General features: G+C 68.1%; 17 protein-coding genes. 10 read left to right on the forward strand and 7 right to left on the reverse strand.

Translation table 11 applies throughout. From position 1 onward, the window contains the following. The first annotated feature begins 19 nt into the window (after positions 1-19). The 3 genes from IU459_RS19085 (at position 20) to IU459_RS19095 (ending at position 6138) form a co-directional block, all read left to right on the forward strand. Positions 20-1564, forward strand: a complete 1545-nt coding sequence (locus IU459_RS19085; protein WP_195130891.1) for an alpha/beta hydrolase — start codon at positions 20-22, stop codon at positions 1562-1564. A gap of 165 nt (positions 1565-1729) precedes the next feature. Beyond that, entirely contained in the window at positions 1730-3070 is a 1341-nt protein-coding gene (glnA, locus tag IU459_RS19090; RefSeq protein WP_195130892.1) for a type I glutamate--ammonia ligase, read from the forward strand. Positions 3071-3126: 56 nt separating this feature from the next. Further along, entirely contained in the window at positions 3127-6138 is a 3012-nt protein-coding gene (locus IU459_RS19095) for a bifunctional [glutamine synthetase] adenylyltransferase/[glutamine synthetase]-adenylyl-L-tyrosine phosphorylase (protein ID WP_195130893.1), read from the forward strand. Positions 6139-6143: 5 nt separating this feature from the next. Here IU459_RS19095 and IU459_RS19100 read toward each other — a convergent pair whose 3' ends face one another. The 6 genes from IU459_RS19100 to IU459_RS19125 all read right to left on the reverse strand — a co-directional run bounded on the left by IU459_RS19100 (position 6144) and on the right by IU459_RS19125 (position 11543). Continuing rightward, the gene (locus IU459_RS19100; protein ID WP_324198930.1) at positions 6144-6980 is read right to left on the reverse strand and encodes an alpha/beta hydrolase; all 837 of its coding nucleotides are present in this window, start codon (positions 6978-6980) and stop codon (positions 6144-6146) included. 566 nt (positions 6981-7546) lie between these two features. Then, a complete protein-coding gene (locus IU459_RS19105) occupies positions 7547-8053 on the reverse strand; it encodes a GNAT family N-acetyltransferase (RefSeq protein ID WP_324198931.1) in 507 nt (168 codons plus the stop codon). 92 nt (positions 8054-8145) lie between these two features. Further along, positions 8146-9453 (reverse strand): MFS transporter, encoded by a 1308-nt coding sequence (locus IU459_RS19110; RefSeq protein WP_195130894.1) that lies wholly within the window; start codon positions 9451-9453, stop codon positions 8146-8148. Beyond that, positions 9450-10565: a PLP-dependent cysteine synthase family protein gene (locus IU459_RS19115; protein ID WP_195130895.1), complete on the reverse strand. Its 1116-nt coding sequence runs from the start codon at positions 10563-10565 to the stop codon at positions 9450-9452. Before IU459_RS19115 ends, IU459_RS19110 begins: the two co-directional genes overlap by 4 nt. A gap of 102 nt (positions 10566-10667) precedes the next feature. Then, on the reverse strand, positions 10668-11093 hold the full coding sequence (locus IU459_RS19120; protein WP_195130896.1) for a hypothetical protein: 426 nt from the start codon (positions 11091-11093) through the stop codon (positions 10668-10670). A 57-nt stretch (positions 11094-11150) separates the two neighbouring features. Further along, complete coding sequence (locus tag IU459_RS19125) at positions 11151-11543, reverse strand: winged helix-turn-helix transcriptional regulator (RefSeq protein ID WP_195130897.1); 393 nt, start codon at positions 11541-11543, stop codon at positions 11151-11153. A 104-nt stretch (positions 11544-11647) separates the two neighbouring features. On the opposite strand from IU459_RS19125, the gene IU459_RS19130 reads away from it, so the two are divergent. Together IU459_RS19130 and IU459_RS19135 are read left to right on the forward strand one after the other, a co-directional pair. Further along, the gene (locus tag IU459_RS19130; protein WP_043689051.1) at positions 11648-11974 is read left to right on the forward strand and encodes a hypothetical protein; all 327 of its coding nucleotides are present in this window, start codon (positions 11648-11650) and stop codon (positions 11972-11974) included. Then, entirely contained in the window at positions 11971-12624 is a 654-nt protein-coding gene (locus IU459_RS19135; protein ID WP_324198932.1) for a cysteine hydrolase family protein, read from the forward strand. The genes IU459_RS19130 and IU459_RS19135 overlap by 4 nt, the downstream gene beginning before the upstream one ends. Positions 12625-12741: 117 nt before the next feature. Here IU459_RS19135 and IU459_RS19140 read toward each other — a convergent pair whose 3' ends face one another. Further along, a complete protein-coding gene (locus tag IU459_RS19140; protein WP_195130898.1) occupies positions 12742-13353 on the reverse strand; it encodes a hypothetical protein in 612 nt (203 codons plus the stop codon). Between the two features lie 255 nt (positions 13354-13608). Here IU459_RS19140 and IU459_RS19145 point away from each other — a divergent pair, with 255 nt between their 5' ends. From IU459_RS19145 to IU459_RS19160, 5 genes are all read left to right on the forward strand, one after another. Then, positions 13609-14550 carry an endonuclease/exonuclease/phosphatase family protein gene (locus IU459_RS19145; protein WP_195130899.1) on the forward strand — a complete coding sequence of 314 codons (942 nt, stop codon included), beginning with the start codon at positions 13609-13611 and terminating at the stop codon, positions 14548-14550. Positions 14551-14753: 203 nt separating this feature from the next. Further along, complete coding sequence (locus IU459_RS19150; RefSeq protein WP_195130900.1) at positions 14754-15194, forward strand: hypothetical protein; 441 nt, start codon at positions 14754-14756, stop codon at positions 15192-15194. A gap of 55 nt (positions 15195-15249) precedes the next feature. After that, positions 15250-15942: a class I SAM-dependent methyltransferase gene (locus IU459_RS19155; protein WP_195130901.1), complete on the forward strand. Its 693-nt coding sequence runs from the start codon at positions 15250-15252 to the stop codon at positions 15940-15942. A gap of 259 nt (positions 15943-16201) precedes the next feature. After that, positions 16202-16351 carry a hypothetical protein gene (locus IU459_RS38570; protein WP_228838128.1) on the forward strand — a complete coding sequence of 50 codons (150 nt, stop codon included), beginning with the start codon at positions 16202-16204 and terminating at the stop codon, positions 16349-16351. Further along, complete coding sequence (locus IU459_RS19160) at positions 16348-17646, forward strand: metallopeptidase (RefSeq protein WP_228838129.1); 1299 nt, start codon at positions 16348-16350, stop codon at positions 17644-17646. Before IU459_RS38570 ends, IU459_RS19160 begins: the two co-directional genes overlap by 4 nt. The last annotated feature ends 115 nt before the right edge of the window (positions 17647-17761 follow it).

Consider the following 17761-nt stretch of genomic DNA (forward strand, 5'->3'; position numbering starts at 1 on the left):
TTGCTGGCAATATCAAGGTATGTCGACGGTGCGGAGTGGGCGCGGTGCGCTCGTGGTGGCGGTGCTGGCTTCGGTTGCTGTGCTCGGCGCGGGGTGCGCGATCACCCGCACCGAAACGGGGCAGCCGATGCCGACGCCGCCCGCCGGCCTGGAGAAGTTCTACGGCCAGACCGTGCAGTGGGGCGACTGCACCGGATTCGGCGGACCCGACGACCGTCTTCCGCCGAATACCGAATGCGCGCGGATCACGGTTCCGGTGAACTACGCGGCGCCGGACGGGCCGGCCGCGCAGATCGCGGTGTCCCGGGTCCGCGCCACCGGTCACCGCATCGGTTCGCTGCTGATGAATCCGGGCGGGCCGGGGGAGTCCGGGCTCGGCATGTCGTCACTGGGCAACAAGACACCGTTGGCCGAGCGCTTCGACCGGGTCGGTTTCGACCCGCGCGGGGTCGGCTCCTCCACCCCCTCGATCGTCTGCCAGACCGCGCAGGAGCAGGACGCCGAGCGCGCCGAGCCGCAGGAGGACTACTCGCCGGAGGGCATCGCCGACGCGGAGGCGGACAACCGCCGCTACGCCGACCGCTGCGCCGAGCGGACCGGCAAGGACTTCCTCGCCCACGTCGGCACCCGGGAGGTGGTGCAGGATCTCGACGTCATGCGCGCCGCGCTCGGTGACTCGAAGCTGAGCTACATCGGTTACTCCTACGGCACCAAGATCGGCTCGGCGTACGCGGAGAAGTTCCCGGACCGCGTGCGCGCCCTCGTGCTCGACGGCGCCATCGATTCCTCGCAGGACCCGGTGCAGGAGTCGTTGCGGCAGGCGGCGGGCTTCCAGAAGGTGTTCGACGCCTACGCCGCCGACTGCGCCCAGCAATCGGACTGCCCGCTCGGCACCGATCCGGCGCAGGCGGTGCGGCGGTTCCGCGAGCTGGTCGATCCGCTGTGGGACAAGCCGGCGCCGACCACCGACCCGCGCGGGCTGAGCTACGGCGACGCGCTCACCGGTGTGCGTCAAGCGCTCTACACCGACGAGCTGTGGAAGGCGCTTACCCTCGGATTGTCCGAACTGCGCGACGGGCGCGGCGACACCCTGCTGGTGCTGGCCGATCTGTACGACGGCCGCCGCGAGGACGGCAGCTACACCAACACCACCGACGCGTTCAACGCCATCCGTTGCGTGGACGATCCGCGCATCGCCGACCGTGCCGTGGTGGGACGGCAGGACGCCGAATACCGCAAGGCGGCGCCGTTCCTGGACGACGGCCGCGGCACGGGTGCGGCGCCGCTGGAGTTGTGCACGGCCTGGCCGGTGCCGAATACCATTGAGCCGCATCGGATTTCGGTGAACGGCCTGCCGAAGACCGTGGTGGTGTCCACCACCGAGGATCCGGCGACGCCGTACCAGGCCGGTGTCGACCTGGCCGACCAGCTGGGTGCCGCGCTGATCACCTACCGCGGCAACCGGCACACGGTGGCGTTGGCGGGCGGTGTGCCCTGCGTGGACGACGCGGTCATCGCCTATCTGATCGACCTGTCCGAACCCGCGCCGGGACTCACCTGCTGAGCCCGTCCGGATCGGTTGCTGAACGGTGACGCGGAGCGGCCCGCGCCGGGAAAACCTCACAAAGCGGACGATCCGGCTGTGCGGAGTCTTCCGAAAAAATCCTGCTCAGCAATCTTAAGCGTGTATGTAACACAGATTTAACGCCGGATGCTTACGCTCGCGGGCATGGATCGCCAGAAGGAATTCGTGCTGCGGACGCTCGAAGAGCGGGACATCCGCTTCGTGCGGCTCTGGTTCACCGACGTCTTGGGCTACCTGAAGTCCGTGGCGATTGCTCCCGCCGAGCTAGAAGGCGCGTTCGAAGAGGGTATCGGCTTCGACGGCTCGGCCATCGAGGGCTTCGCCCGGGTCTCCGAGGCGGACATGGTCGCCCGGCCGGATCCGTCGACCTTCCAGGTGCTGCCGTGGGCCACGAGCAAGGGCCATCAGCATTCCGCGCGCATGTTCTGCGACATCACCATGCCCGACGGCTCGCCGTCCTGGGCCGACCCGCGCCACGTGCTGCGCCGCCAGCTCAACAAGGCGGGCGACGTGGGTTTCAGCTGCTACGTGCACCCCGAGATCGAGTTCTTCCTGCTGGAGAACGGCCCGCACGACGGCACCCCGCCGACTCCGGCCGACACCGGCGGCTTCTTCGACCAGGCGGTGCACGATTCGGCGCCGAACTTCCGCCGCCACGCCATCGACGCGCTGGAGTCCATGGGCATCTCGGTGGAGTTCAGTCACCACGAGGGCGCTCCCGGCCAGCAGGAGATCGACCTGCGCTACGCCGACGCGCTGTCCATGGCCGACAACGTGATGACCTTCCGCTACCTGATCAAGGAAGTGGCCATCGACGAGGGCGTGCGCGCGACGTTCATGCCCAAGCCGTTCCCCCAGTACCCCGGCTCGGCGATGCACACGCACATGAGCCTGTTCGAGGGCGAGACGAACGCCTTCCACGACCCCGACGACCCGATGAACCTGTCGGAGACGGCTCGGGCGTTCATCGCGGGCATCCTCGAGCACGCCCCGGAGATCAGTGCGGTCACCAACCAGTGGGTGAACTCCTACAAGCGCCTCATCCACGGCGGCGAAGCGCCCACCGCGGCCTCCTGGGGCCGATCCAACCGCTCCGCTCTGGTGCGGGTGCCGATGTACACGCCGAACAAGGCCTCCTCGCGTCGCGTCGAGATCCGCAGCCCGGACTCCGCGTGCAACCCCTACCTGACCTTCGCCGTGCTGCTGGCGGCCGGTCTGCGGGGCATCGAGAAGGGCTACAAGCTGCCCCCGGAGGCGGAGGACGACGTGTGGTCGCTGACCACCGCCGAGCGGCGCGCGATGGGCTTCCGCGAGCTGCCGGGCACGCTGGACGAGGCGTTGCAGGCCATGGAGCGCTCCGAGCTGGTCGCCGAGACGCTCGGCGAGCACGTGTTCGACTTCTTCCTGCGCAACAAGCGCAGGGAGTGGGCGGACTACCGCAGCCAGGTCACGCCGTTCGAACTCAAGGAATACCTGGGGTTGTAACCCGGGAGTGACCTTCGGCGGCATGCCCGTGGTCTCGGCCAGGTAATTTGAGAGCCATGGTCCGGCCACCGTCTGCCCGTTCCGCTGTCCCCGGCGTCGGTCGGCTCGGATTGCTCGAGCCGTCCGCCGCCGCGTCGCTGCGCGAACTGGGCTGGGACAACGTCGAGAGTATCCCCGTGTTGTGGGCGCTGTCCCGCGCGCCGGACGCCGATCTCGCGTTGAACACGCTCATGCGGTTGCGGGAGAGCATCGGCGACGAGTGGGCCGCGGTCGATTCGGCGATTCGCACGGATACATCGTTGCGCGGCAGGCTTTTCGCGTTGCTCGGCTCGTCCAGCGCGTTGGGCGATCATTTGGTCGCCCAGCCGTCCACCTGGGAGATCTTGCGCCACAAGGACTTGCCCGGTCGCGACGAGGTGATCGCCGACCTGCTGGCCGTCATCGAGGCGGAGCCGGAGCAGGGGCCCAACGCGGCGCCGATGCTGTTCCGCGCCGGGATCTCCGGTCCAGAGGTGGTGGCGTTGTTGCGCAGGCGCTACCGCGACCACCTGATGCTGCTGGCCGCGCTGGACCTGGCGGCCACCGTGGAGAACGAGCCGGTGCTGCCGTACCAGGTGGTCGGCAGGCACCTCACCGACCTGGCCGACGCCGCCCTGACCGCGGCGCTGGCGGTCGCGGTGGCACGGGTCTGCAAGGACGAGCCGGTGCCGGTGCGGCTGGCCGTCATCGCGATGGGCAAGTGCGGCGCGTGCGAGCTGAACTACGTCAGCGACGTCGACGTGGTGTTCGTCGCCGAGCCCGCCGACGCCACGGCCACGCGGCTGGCAGCCGAAGCAATGAATGTGGCGAGCCAAGCGTTCTTCGAGGTCGACGCGGCGTTGCGGCCGGAGGGCAAGGCCGGCGCCCTGGTGCGGACGCTGGACTCGCACATCGCCTACTACAAGCGCTGGGCGCGCACCTGGGAGTTCCAGGCGCTGCTGAAGAACCGCCCGGCGACCGGTGATCTCGCGCTCGGCAGGCAGTACCGCGACGCGCTGATGCCGATGGTCTGGACGGCCTCGGAGCGTCCCGATTTCGTCGCCGACGTCCAGGCGATGCGGCGCAGGGTGGAGGACCTGGTGCCCGCCGATCTGCGCGAACGCGAACTCAAACTCGGGCACGGCAGCCTGCGTGACGTCGAATTCGCCGTGCAGCTCCTGCAATTGGTGCACGGGCGGGTGGACGAGACCTTGCATGTGCAGGGCACCGTCGAGGCGTTGACCGCCCTCGCGGTGGGCGGGTACGTCGGCCGCGACGACGCGGCGAACCTCACCGCGTCGTACGAGTTCCTGCGGCTGCTCGAGCACCGCTTGCAACTGCAGCGGCTGCGTCGCACGCATACCTTGCCCGCCGCCGACGACGAGGAGGGGATGCGCTGGCTGGCCCGCGCCGCGCACATCCGCCCCGACGGCAGGCAGGACGCGGTGGGCGTGCTGACCAGCGAGATCCGCCGCAACGCGGTTCGGGTGCGGCGATTGCACGCCAAGCTGTTCTACCGTCCGCTGCTGGAATCGGTGGTGCGGCTGGAGCCCGACGCGTTGCGGCTGAGCCCGGAAGCCGCCATCCGGCAGCTCGCCGCGCTCGGCTACGCGACGCCGGAACACGCGCTCGGACACCTGAAGGCGCTGACCGGCGGCGTCTCCCGCAAGGGGCGCATCCAGGCACTGCTGCTGCCGACGCTGCTCGAATGGCTCAGCGACACACCGAATCCCGACGCGGGCCTGCTGGCCTACCGGCGGGTGTCGGAGGGGCTCGCCGACCAGATCTGGTTCCTGCGCGAATTGCGCGACGAGGGCGCCATCGCGCAGCGGCTCATGATCGTGCTCGGCTCCTCGGAATACCTGCCCGATCTGCTGATCAACGCGCCCGAGACGATCCGCATGTACGCCGACGGTCCCAGCGGTCCGCTGCTGCTGGGCCCACAGCCGGAGGAGGTCGCCCGCGGCATTCTCACCGCGTCGACCCGCTACGAGGACCCGAAACGCGCTGTGGCAGCCGCCCGTTCGCTACGCAGGCACGAACTGGCGCGGGTGGCGTCGGCCGACCTGCTCGGCATGCTGGACGTGCCGCAGGTGTGCCGCGCGCTGTCGTCGGTATGGGTGGCCGTGCTGGAGGCTTCGCTCGGTGCGGTTATCCGGGCCAGTGAAGCCGAGCGCGGCGCACCGGCGCCGGCCGATATCGCGGTGATCGGTATGGGCAGGCTCGGCGGCATGGAGCTCGGCTACGGCTCCGACGCCGATGTCCTGTTCGTCTGCGACCCGCGCCGAGGCGAAGACGAGACCAAGGCCGTCAAATGGGCGATCGGGGTGGCCGACCGGGTGCAGCAACTGCTCGGGGCGCCGAGCACCGATCCGCCGCTGCTGCTCGACGCCGGGTTGCGCCCGGAGGGCCGCAACGGCGCGCTGGTGCGCACGCTGGCCGCGTACGCTGCCTACTACGAGCAGTGGGCCCAGCCTTGGGAGGTGCAGGCGCTGCTGCGTGCCCACCAGGTTGCGGGCAACCAGGAACTCGGAGTGCGCTTCCTGCACGTCATCGACAAAGTGCGGTATCCGGTCGGCGGTGTGTCGGCCGACGCGGTGCGCGAGATCCGGCGGATCAAAGCCAGGGTGGACGCCGAGCGGCTGCCGCGCGGCGCGGACCCGGCCACCCACACCAAGCTGGGCCGCGGCGGCCTGACCGACATCGAGTGGACGGTGCAGCTGATGCAGCTGCGGCACGCCCACGAGGTGCCGGGCCTGCACAACACCTCCACATTGCAGTCGCTGGAGGTGATCGAGCAGACCGAACTGCTGGACGCGAACGACGTGGCGCTGCTGCGCGACGCGTGGCTGACCGCGACGAAAGCGCGCAACGCCCTGGTGCTGGTGCGCGGCAAGCCCACCGACCAGCTACCCGGCCCGGGCCGCCTGCTCTCGGCCGTCGCGCGCGTCGCGGGCTGGCCCTCCGGCGACGGCAGCGAATTCCTCGACCACTACATGCGCGTCACCCGGCGCGCCAAGTCCGTGGTCGAACGAGTCTTCGGCGCCTGACTTCGTCAGTTGTCGATGTGCAGTGCTCCGGCGATGGTAGGCCAGGACCGGACCAGTTCGTCGGCCCAGTACGGCCAGGAGTGCGTGCCCGTGAGCCGCAGGTTCACCGTCGCAGGAATCTGCAGTTGGGTCAGCCGGTTCGCGAGTGCGAGGGCGCATCCGAAGGCTCCGGCTTCGAGAGGGCCTCCGACGGTGATGGCGTCGGGGAGTTCGACCTTGCCGGGCAGGTCGTGTTCGCCGGGGATGCCACTGCCGCTGGACAGGTAGATCGCGGTGCCGCGCAAGGCTTCCGCGTGTGCCATGACGTCGTGGGCCAGCCAGTCGGGATCATTCGGTGGCCCGAACATATTGTCCGGATTGCCGCCGTAGGTCTCGACGATCCCGCGGGCTTGAGCTTGAGCAGCGCCTGTGAGGGTGTAGCAGCCGCTGTGGGCCGCGACGACGGAATACATGCCCGGTGTCCGGAACGTGAGCATCATCGCGGCTTCGGCGCCCATGGAGACACCCTGGATTCCGTTGCGGCCGCTGCCTTCGAAGTGCGTGTCGATCAGTGGCGGCAGTTCGCGGGTGAGGAACGTCTCCCATTTGTTGGTGCCGAGGACTGGATCGCGGCGCTGCCAGTCGGTGTAGAGATTGGCCGGGCCGCCCGTGGTCAGCACCACGTTGAGGTTCTTGTCGGCGAAGAACTCTCGCGCCCGGCCGTACTCGATCCAGCTGCTGCTGTTCTCGGGGGCGCCGCGACCGTCGAGCATGTACAGAGTTGGTCGCGGGCGGCTACGGTCGGCCGGCACCAGCACCTGCACCTGCACGACGCGTTGCATCGCGGGCGAGTTCACGAACACTCGCAGCCACCGGTCGGTGATCGGCTCGATACGGTCGACAACCGGTAGGGGCGGGAGGGCAGAGCTTTCCGAGGGGGCTTTGTAGCCGTCGGACGACCCCGTATTCGGGCGAGACGACGGCGGGTCCGCGACAACCACCCCAGACGTTGTCGTCAGAGCCCCTAGCATCACCGCTGCCGACGCAAGCGTCCTGGCAATCCACCGCGTCCGCGAGCGCCGACCATCTGGACGGACCGTAGCAAACGGGGTCGACCTGCCTCGCCGCCCTTCTGCGGTGGGGCGGTGTCGATCAACAGGTTCTTCGCTGCCGGCATGACCAGCGCGAACAGCAGGGCTTTCGAAGACGCGTCGCACTCCGACTAGTAGACCAGGAAACAAGCAGATTCCTCACATTGGGAACGAGCAAACCGTGCGATCTCTTCCTCCTGCACCGGTACCCGCATTACTCGTGATCTCGACTCCCACCTGCTGCTTTGTGGTACTGGTGCCCCGTCTTCAACGCTGTGGGGTGTGAGCCGTCAGACCCGGGCGCGGGAAGAGGTATGAGACAGTTGTTATTCGCCCTGTCATCGGAACCGCAAAACCATTGTCACGCTAGTGGTTCCGGCGCGGTTGATGATTTCGGAGCCGGCGAGGTCGGAGAAGCCGATGCGGGTGTAGAGGCGGCGGGCGGGGTTTTCGGCTCGGACGCTGAGGCTGACGGCGGGGTAGCGGGATCGGGCGTCGGCGAGGAGACGGGTCAGCAGGGCGGTGCCCAGGCCGGTACCGCGGGCAGCCGGTGCGACGGCGATGGCGAGTTCTGGGATGGTGTCGTCGACGTAGCCGTAGCCGGGGTTCTCGCTGGTGAACAGGCGGAGCCAGGCGGCGCCCTCCGGCTGGGCCGCGGTGCCGCCGACAACGCCGCGGTCGTCCTGGACGCCCCAGCCGTCGACGTAGCGGGAAAGGTCCGGGAGGGCCCGGAGGGCGCCAGGTGAAGTCAGGCCCTCTTCGGCAGCGTGCGACGCCTCGTACAGCATTGCCCAGAGGAACGGCTCGTCATTGCGGGTAGCGGGGCGGAGCAGCGGCGGTGTCACTTGGTCGACAGTAGTGTCGGTCCGCCGCGCTCCACATCCGCTTTTCCCGGCTGGCCCGGAAGTGGGTCCGCATCGGCCTGAACGTCAGGTTGTCACTGGGACCTGGCACCAGCCGGACTGTGCTGTCGGCCGGTGTCCGCACCGGACGTCGTCGGGTCCGCATCGGACACAGCATGCCGTGCGGGTGCGGACCGGTCGAGGCCGTGCAAGGCGAGGGCCGCGATCGCGCCGATCAGGGTCAGCCCGGCCCAGACGGCCCAGTCGGCTCCGGCGGCGCGGGCCGCGCCGATGACGGCGCCCGTGGCCAGGTTGCCGACGAGAATGCCGACACCCACGACGGTGTTGTAGAACCCGTAGTGCGTCGCCACCAGTCTGTTGCCGGCCAGCGAGACGACGGTGTCCATCTCGAACGGGAACACGGCGGCAGTGCCGACCGCGAGGAGGGCAGCCGACACCAGCAGTGCCGCCGCCGCTGCGCCCGGGCCGAACCGCTGCGGACCCGCGATCACGGCCAGCGGCAGGAACGCGGCCGCGAGAATTCCCATGCCGACGACCAGGCTGTGTCCGCTTCCCCACCGCGCCTGCAACCACGCGGTGATGCGCAACTGTCCCGCTACCGCGACGACCCCGGAGATCACGAATATCGCCGAGGTCAGCGTCTGCGATCGTGCTCCCGCGACGTATTCCGCCTGCAGCGGCAGCGCGAGATAAACCTGGAACGACAGCACATACGAGCCGATCATCGCCACCGCGAACGCCACGAACCGCCGGTTGCTCACAATGGTGCGCCAGTCCTGCAGCACCGAGGTCTTTTCCGCCGGTGCCTCCGCGCTGCGGGTCGGCAACGCGAACAGCTGCGCCACTGTCAAAGCCGCGAAGACCAGCGCGGCAGCCCCGGCCGTGACCCGGAAGTCCAACGCCAGCAAGGCAAGTCCCACCAGTGGACCGGCCAGGATGCCTGCCTGATAGAAGATGTTGAACAGTGCGAACGCCTCCACCCGGCGTGCACCGGCGTCGGCGGCGAGGTAGGCGCGGACCGCGGGATTGAACAGTGCGCCGGCGAAACCGGTTGCCGCCGAGGCGATCAGCAACCCCGGCAGCGACGTGGCGAACACCAGCAGGACGAAGCCGCCGGTGCGCAGCAGGCATCCGGCCACGATCAGCGGCTTGTAGCCGAGCCGGTCGGCCAGCGTGCCGCCCACCAGGAACATGCCCTGCTGCGAGAAGTTCCGCACACCGAGCACCAGCCCCACCGCCCAGGCGGCCAAACCCAGTGGACCCGCGAGGTATCCGGCGAGATACGGCATCAGCATGTAGAAGCCGAGGTTGATGCCGAACTGGTTGACCATCAGCAGGCGGGCGGGCAGATCGAAACCGCGGAACCGCCGCAGCACACTCACGACCGCACCTCCGCCATCGGCGCGAACCGTCGCGGGTCGATCACCGTGGCGCAGCGCGTCCACGATGTCACCGCCCGCTCGGCCGGATGCGAGAGAGTGTCGGGCTCGACCGGCGGGTCGGCGTCGAACAGGCCGTGCTCGATGCAGAAGGCATCGTTGTAGACGGTGTCGAAGTAGCGGTGCGGACCATCCGGAAACACCGCCGCGATTCGGGTATCGGCGTCGAACACCCGCGCCGCCCACCCGGCCACCAACGCGACCGCGCCGACGCTCCAGCCGCCTGTGGCGTACTGGGTGGCGGCCAGTGTGCGGCACGCCCACACCGCCTCCGCCGGTGCCACCCAATGCACTTCGTCGAACGCTTCGTAGTCGACATTGCGAGGGTGGATGCTCGACCCCAGGCCACGCATCAACCGAGGGCCTGCGGGCTGGCCGAAGATCGTGGACGACACGGTGTCCACACCGATCAGTTTCATGTCCGGGTAGAACCGGCGCAGTACCCGGGCGACGCCGGAGGAATGGCCGCCGGTGCCCACCGCACACACCAGTACGTCCACCCCGCCCAGCTGGTCGACGAGCTCGAGTGCCAGCGATTCGTAGCCGTCGACGTTGTCGGGGTTGCTGTACTGGTCCGGGCACCACGCGTCCGCGTCCCGGTCCAGCAGTTCGGTCACTCGATCCCGTCGTGCCTGCTGCCAGCCACCGACCGGATGCGGCTCGGTCACGAGCTCGACGCGGGCCCCGTAGGCGGTGAGCATGCGCGCGACGATGGGCTCCATTCCCGGATCGGTCACCACGGTGACCGGGTGACGATGCACCATCCCCGCCAGTGTCAAGCCCAAACCCAATGTGCCACTGGTTGACTCGACTATCCGCGCGCCAGGCGCCAGGTCGCCGCGTTCCTCGGCGCCACGCACCATATGCAGGGCCGGACGGTCCTTCATCCCACCCGGATTGAACCCCTCGAGCTTGGCCCAGAAGCCGCGGCCCGCGGGCGCCAGCGGAGCGCCGATCCGCAGGACCGGGGTGTTGCCGACGAGTATGTGCGGCTGCCGCGCCGCGATCAGAGCCGCAGGACCCTCGGCGGGCGTATCGACCACAACGTTGTTCATTTTGTCGCTTCCTGTATCGGAACCGCCGTACGGCGGTGAGGACGTGAGCAGGGCAGCGAACACCGGCCGAAACGAACACATCTTCGGCCTGGCGCTGACCTGTCAGCGTCGAGCGATACAGAACCGCGTGAGAATGACGCGGCCACCCGGGGCCGCTACCGGCACCGGCGGGCCGCGGACACCTCCGGTCAGCACCGGCGCGGCGGCCACCGCGATGGCCGCGGCCACGACCACTGCCCACAGCAGCAGTTGCGACACCGCGCTGCTCCCGGTCCCGCCCGGCAGCACCGATTTCATGATGCAGTGCGCGATATGCGGGCCGCACGGATGAGTAGCGTCGTCGGCGAGCAGGTGTGATGGACTGTGGATCATCGAAGAGGCCGGCCGATCCATGGCTGATCCGGCCAACGCGTGATCATGGCCGTGGTCGCCGATCGTGGCGCAGTCGATCATCAGCCCGACGAGCAGCACCGCGGCCAGCAGTGCCGGCACCGGGGCGCCGCGTCGCAATCGATCGATGAACCTCATAACGCACCCGACTCTAGCAACGAAGATCGGCCAAGTAAACCTTACCCCTGTAGGGTATTACTGGCTCGGTTCGATCCCGACTTGGGCATTGGCCGGGCCGGGCGTCGCTTCGGAGAATGCGGGAAAGGCGAGGCCGGTGCGGGCGGCGCGTTCTTCGCCCCAGTCGTAGAGGGCGGTGAGGACGGGGACGAGGGTCTGGCCCTCGTCGGTGAGGGTGTATTCGACCTGAGGCGGCACCGTGTCGAAGACGGTGCGGTGGACCAGGCCGTCGGATTCCAGCTCGCGTAATTGCTGGACCAGCATCTTCTCGCTGGTGGAAGGCATTCGCCTGCGCAACTCGCCGTAGCGGTGCACGCCCTCCTTCAGGTGGGCGAGGATCACCGGCTTCCACTTGCCGCCGATCAGGTCGACGGTCACCTCCACGGCGCAGTTGTAGCGCTTGCCGGGCACAAGACCTCCGGGGTACTCACTGAAAAGTGCGTTCTTGTAACACTGTAATCATCGCGATTCCATGAATGCCGTTCAGATCAACGCGAACATGGAGCGAAAAACCTATGAAGGTCATCGTTTTCGACCGATTCAAGCCGGGCGTCACGCTGGAGACGATCAACCCGTACCTGCCCGAGGAGGTCGCCAATGTGTGGCGGCTGTGGAAGGCGGGCATCGTGCGGGAGAACTACGCCCGCGCCGACGAGCCCGGCGTGGTGATCGTGTTCGAAGTCGACAGCGTCGAAGAGGCGCAGAAGTACGTCGCGGACTTCCCGCTCACCAAAGCCGGGTACCTGGAATGGACCTACGTTCCGGTGCAGGCGCCGTTGCCGCTGGAGGCGCTGATGGACCCGGCGGTCGACGTCGCCGAGCCCTACGACCGGACCGCGTGACCGTGCGACACGCCTTCGGCCTCAGCATTCCGCAAACCGTGCAGGACGCCTGCGATCCCGCGCGCATGGCCCTGCTCATCTACGACATGCAGGTCGGCATCGTGCGCCAGATCCCCGACGGCGACAAGATCGCGCGCGCCTGTGTGCAACTGCGCGATGCCGCACGAGCGGGCGGTTTCCGGGTGTTCTACACCCGGCACATGTCGCTGCCGGTCGCCGCGTCCGGCGTCGCCCAGCTGCGCACCGCCATGCAGTGGCAGCGCGTCGACGACCCCACCGAGCTGCACTCCAGCTTCCCGCAGGGTTCACCGCAGTTCCAGCTGGTTCCCGAGTTGGCCGCCAGCCCCGACGAGGTGGTCTTCGACAAGATCACCATGTCCGCCTTCGCCGCGACACCACTCGACGTCGCCTTGCGCGACTGCGGCATCGACACGTTCGCCGTGGCCGGTATCGCCATGGAGGTGGGCATCGAGCCGACTGTCCGCCACAGCCTGGACCTGGGCTACCTGCCGATCCTCGTCACCGATGCCTGCGGCGCGGGACATCCGGATGCAGCCGAAAGGTCGTATGCCGCCCTGGAATTCGCCGGCGGCTCATTGACCACAGACACCGCCACGCTGACGGGATTGATGAGCCGGCGGCCTCGCTGAGACCGAAGGTTGACGGCTGGTGATGATGGTTCGGCCCCGTCGATCATTGCGGCGGCGGCGAGGTCGGGGCCGAACCCATCAACTGGACCTACTGTGGCTGATCCAGCGGCATTCGGATCACTTGGCGAGAGCCTTGCCGCCGTTCGGAGCCACCGCGAACCATGTCCCCCCGACGCCCTGGCCGAGCAGATCCCCTGGCTTCTTGTCTTTCGAGAAGAAGTACACCGGCCAGCCGCCGATGGTGATTTGGCATGTGCCGTTGGCCCGTTCGATGAATCCGACGAGCTGTGGGTCGACCCCCGACGCGTAGACCGATTGGTCACGGGAAACGGTCAGCGGCGGCCATGTCACGGCACATTGCCCGGCGCAGTTGGACGCCGACGGCTTCGCGGTGTCCTTGTCGAACCGGTACAGCGACCGGCCCGTCCCGTCCGACACGTACTGTCCGACACTCGGATCGCTGGTCACATCGAGCTGCACCGCATTCGCGGTCCCGGCCGGCGCTGCTGCGCCGTAGATCTTCAGCCAGCCCTGCGTCTTCGCGACCGCGGGAGCCTGCCCCGCAGCGGGCGCCAGCGCGGCGGTCGCCGTGGTCGACGATGCCGATTCGGCTGCCGGAACAGGTCGGCCGCCGTCGTCGCCACCACAGGCGCTCAGCAGCCCTGCGAGTACGAACGCGGTGGCTGCGACCGGCGCAGCGGCACGCTGGAATCTTTTGGCCGAAGTCATCTTTCGGTCCCTTTCGTCGCTGTTCAGCGAGGCGCACACTGCATCTCGTCACCTGTACTACGAACTGTCGCGACCATAGGTTCACTCGGTGCGCCGCCTCTGCGGTGTGCGCTGCGTCATAGCTGCGGCGCCGAGATGCCCTCACCGACCTGCCACCCGCTTCACCGCTTGGATCGACCACGCTCGTGGTAGCCCACATGAATTCCACACACGCCCCATACCGGAGCTGCACCGGCATTGCCTAGGCTCGGCCGCATGCGTAAATGGATAGACCGGGCATTGCTCGGGATGGGGTGGTGCGCTGTGGCGGCGGGCGCCGCCGGGATCGTGCTGCATTTCGGAGCGTGGGAGCGACGGGGGCTGGTGCTGCTCGCGTCGGGGGCGTCGTACCTGATGATCGGCGCCGTCGTCGGTCTGGTGCTGATGCTGATCGCGCGCGGGTGGCGCAGTGCGGCCGTGGCCGGAGCACTGGCCATAGCGGTGCTGTGGACATCGGTGCCCGCGTTCGTGCCGGAAGGGCGGGCCGCGAGCGGGCCGCGGATGACCGTCATGCAATCGAACCTGCTGTTCGGCAAGGCTGATCCGGCCGCCGTGGTGCGCGCGGTGCGGGACAACCGCGTCGACGTGCTGACAGTGGATGAGCTGACCGACGCGGCGGTCGAGAGCCTGGCCGGCGCGGGTCTGCTCGACGAACTGCCCTACCGCTATACCGAACCCACCGGCGGTGGTGGTGGCACCGGTATCTACAGTCGGTATCCGTTGCGGGACAACAGGAAGTACGACGGCTACATTCTGAACAATCTCTCCGCGACGATGGATCACCCGGAACGCGGGCCGATCACCGTCTTCGCCTTTCATCCGGTCCCGCCGCCGTTCAATTTCCCGGCCTGGACCGCGGAGATGCGCAAGACCCGGGAGATTCTCGACGCGCACCGCGGGCCGGCCATCGTTGGCGCCGACTTCAACGCGACCCGCGACCACACCGCCTACCGCGATCTGCTGCGCGGCCGCTTCGCCTCGGCCGCCGACCAAACCGGCGCGGGCCTGCTGCCCACCTTCCCGGAAGACCGCCGCTGGGGGCCGGTGATCGGCATCGATCACATCCTGCTGGCCGACGCCACCGCCGAAGACCTGTACAGCTTCACCGTGCCAGGCTCCGACCACCGCGCCCTCATCGCCGACATCCAGCTGCACTGATCTGCGCCCGCCCGCCTCCGCGCGGACCCACGATCGGTGCGAGACGCGGAAACCCGTGCGGTGATCCGGACGGTGCACCGTCCGTCGCCGTCTCGGCGAAGTCATGAAGGCGTGATCGCGGTGACCATGAGAGCTCCGGGCGACAGCACCGCGAAGCCGGTAGGGTGGTCGGCGACAACGTCTTCCAGGGGCAGGAGGCGAGCGTGGACAACATCGAGCGATTGCTGCTCGGGCTCTCGGCCCGTCTGAGCGAGGAGTTCTCCGTCGCCGGCGCCCGCGAGGTTCGGCGTCAGCTCGAGGTCGTTCGGGATCGGATTCCGTTTCCGCCTCCGGACACGATCGAGCAGAGTCCGCTCCGAAACCTGTTCGACTACGTCGACCTGAAGAGCCATGATGCCGTCCTCGGCCGAACGCAATGGCTGCACGGCACGTTGGCGGAGATCGATCGAGAGCTGCTGTCGGCATTGGCCGTAACACAGCGCGGCGACTTGACCGTGCACGACCTCCAAGAGATCGATACCCTCTTGTGGGACCTGCGCGACCGTGTCGACATGTTCGAGCTGATGGACGACGGTCGCTGGCCGTTGCAATGCCTCATCGCCTACGTCGACGCGAGGATGAAACGCTGCCTGGAAGCGAACTGAAGGACTCGCGGGCCACGTCCCAAACGTATGTCCCGTGCCCTGATATTCGTGGGCTATGACGACACCACATGATTTCGAATTCGAAGAAATCTACCGGGGCACCGGGGGCCCGTTCGGGCCGGGCGTCAAACCGCCATGGAGCATCGGGGAACCTCAGCCGGAACTCGCCAGGCTGATCGAGCAGGGCAAATTCCACGGCGATGTCCTCGATGCCGGATGCGGGGAGGGGGCGATCTCGCTGTATCTGGCCGAGCGGGGCTTCACCACCGTGGGACTGGATCTGTCGCCGACCGCGGTGGAGCTGGCCCGTGCCGAGGCCACCAGGCGCGGTCTGGCCAACGCGTCCTTCGAGGTCGCCGACGTCACCTCCTTCACCGGCTACGACGGCCGCTTCGGCACCATCGTCGACAGCACGCTGTTCCATTCGATCCCGGTCGAGTCGCGGGAGGGCTATCAGCAGTCGATCGTGCGCGCCGCCGCGCCGGGCGCGTCGTATTTCGCGCTGGTGTTCGACCGGGCGGCGCTGCCCGAAGCGCCCCAGCCGGGGCCGTCGCCGGTCACCGCCGACGAGCTTCGTGCGGTGGTATCGAAGTACTGGGCTATCGATGAGATCAGGCCGGCGCGCATCCATGGCAATCTGCCCGCGGAGTTGCCCGCGGACGTGGGTTTCCGGTTCGAGGGTATGCGCGACGAGCCGGGCGGCCGCAAGTCGGTTCCGGCCTGGCTGCTATCGGCCCATCTGGACTGATTCGCCGACTGAATCACAGCTTCAGCCAGCCGGAAGTATGCGGAACGCGGCGCGAACCCTACCTCGGTGGACCGGCGGTGTGGATCGGTACTGCGAAACAGGATGACGGTTCTCGCTGAATATTGCCCGCCCGCAGACGAACCCGCCTGTTCAGCGCCGAGTAACGAAAGCGAAGCGAGACAACGCGAGTGATGCGCGGAGGGGGTGCCCGGCGATTACGATGTGAGCGCTCGCGCGCGGTACTCGGGGAGGCGGGTCGATGGCGAAGAACAGATGCTTGCGGGTCGGTGTGGTGGCCGTGCTCGGGGTGGTCACCACGATGCTGGTGGGGTGTGCGCAGGACGCGAACGAGCTGCGGCGCAGCAAGTCTCGGAATCGGGTGGTGGTTGGGAGCTGGCCGGATCGATGACGGCAACCGGTCCGAACGGCCCGCGCAAAGGAGTGCCGGACACGACTCTCACGGCGGAGAACGGCGATGGCGGCTCGGTCGACCGGCTCGCCCTCAACGCCGTCGCCGATGTCCAGGATTTCTGGACAACGCAGTACGCCGAGCACTTTCCCGGCACCTTCAAGCCGGTGACCAGGTACATCTCCTGGGATGCGAAGGCGTCCAAGGCCGAATCGGTCGTATTCTGCGAGAGCAGCACCTACCAGCAGGTGAACGCCGCCTATTGCGGGGGCGACCACACCATCGGCTGGGATCGCGGTGTGCTGCTGCCGAAGCTGGTGCAGAAGTACGGCGAGATGGCGGTGGTCATGGTGCTCGCACACGAGTACGGCCACGCTATTCAGGGACAGGCCGAGCTCGCCGGCTTCCTGACCCCGCCGCTCGTGCGGGAACAGCAAGCCGACTGCCTGGCCGGTGTCTTCCTGCGCCATGTGGCCGAGGGCAATTCGGCGCACTTCACCCTCAACACCACCGACGGTCTCAATGCCGTGCTCGGCGCCACGGTGGCCGTCCGCGACCGGGATCCCAACGATCCGGAGAACGTGCACGGCTCCGCCTTCGAACGAGTGACCGCGGTGCAGATCGGCTACTCCGACGGGGCGCCGGGGTGCAAGAAGATCACCAGGAAGGAGATCGCCCAGCGGCGCGGCAACCTACCCGTCACCTTCGGACCCGGTGAGGAGCAGGCCCAGCTTCCGGTGGACGTCACCTCGCTGACCAGCATGAGCGCGGCGCTGGCCGAGATCTTCCCGCTCGCGCGGCCGCCGCGGTTCGACTACTCCGGGGTCGGCCGCAGCTGCTCGAACGTCACTGTCACACGGCCGGTTTCGTATTGCCCGAGCGAGAACCGCATCGGTACCGACGTGCCCGCGCTCGCTGAGCGTGGCGCGCCGATGGCGGACGACGACCCGCTGTCGGCGATGGTGGACGGCGACTACAACGCGTTCGTCGTCTTCGTGTCGCGGTATGCGCTCGCCGTGCAACAGGATCGCAACCTGTCGCTGACCGGCGCCGAAACCGCGGGCCTGCGTACCGCCTGCCTCAGCGGTGTGGTGACCACCAAGCTGAGCGAGCCGGGAAGCGACCCGCACCTGTCCGCGGGCGACCTGGACGAGGCGGTCTCCGGGCTGCTCGCCGATGGACTTGCGGCCGCCGACGTGAACGGCAAGGTGGTGCCGAGCGGCTACCAGCGGCTGGAGGCCTTCCGCACCGGTGTGCTGGACGGCGAGAGCGCCTGCCTGGCCAAGTTCCGCTAGGGCCTGTGTCGAAGTGAGTTGAGGGGTGGCACCGCTGTGCGGTGCCACCCCTCAACTGTTTGTTTGAAAGTGGTTGTCCGCGTTGGCAGATGGGCGAGGTCTCCGGTAGGTGGTT

This window comes from Nocardia amamiensis (assembly GCF_015477605.1).
Taxonomy (GTDB): domain Bacteria; phylum Actinomycetota; class Actinomycetes; order Mycobacteriales; family Mycobacteriaceae; genus Nocardia; species Nocardia amamiensis_A.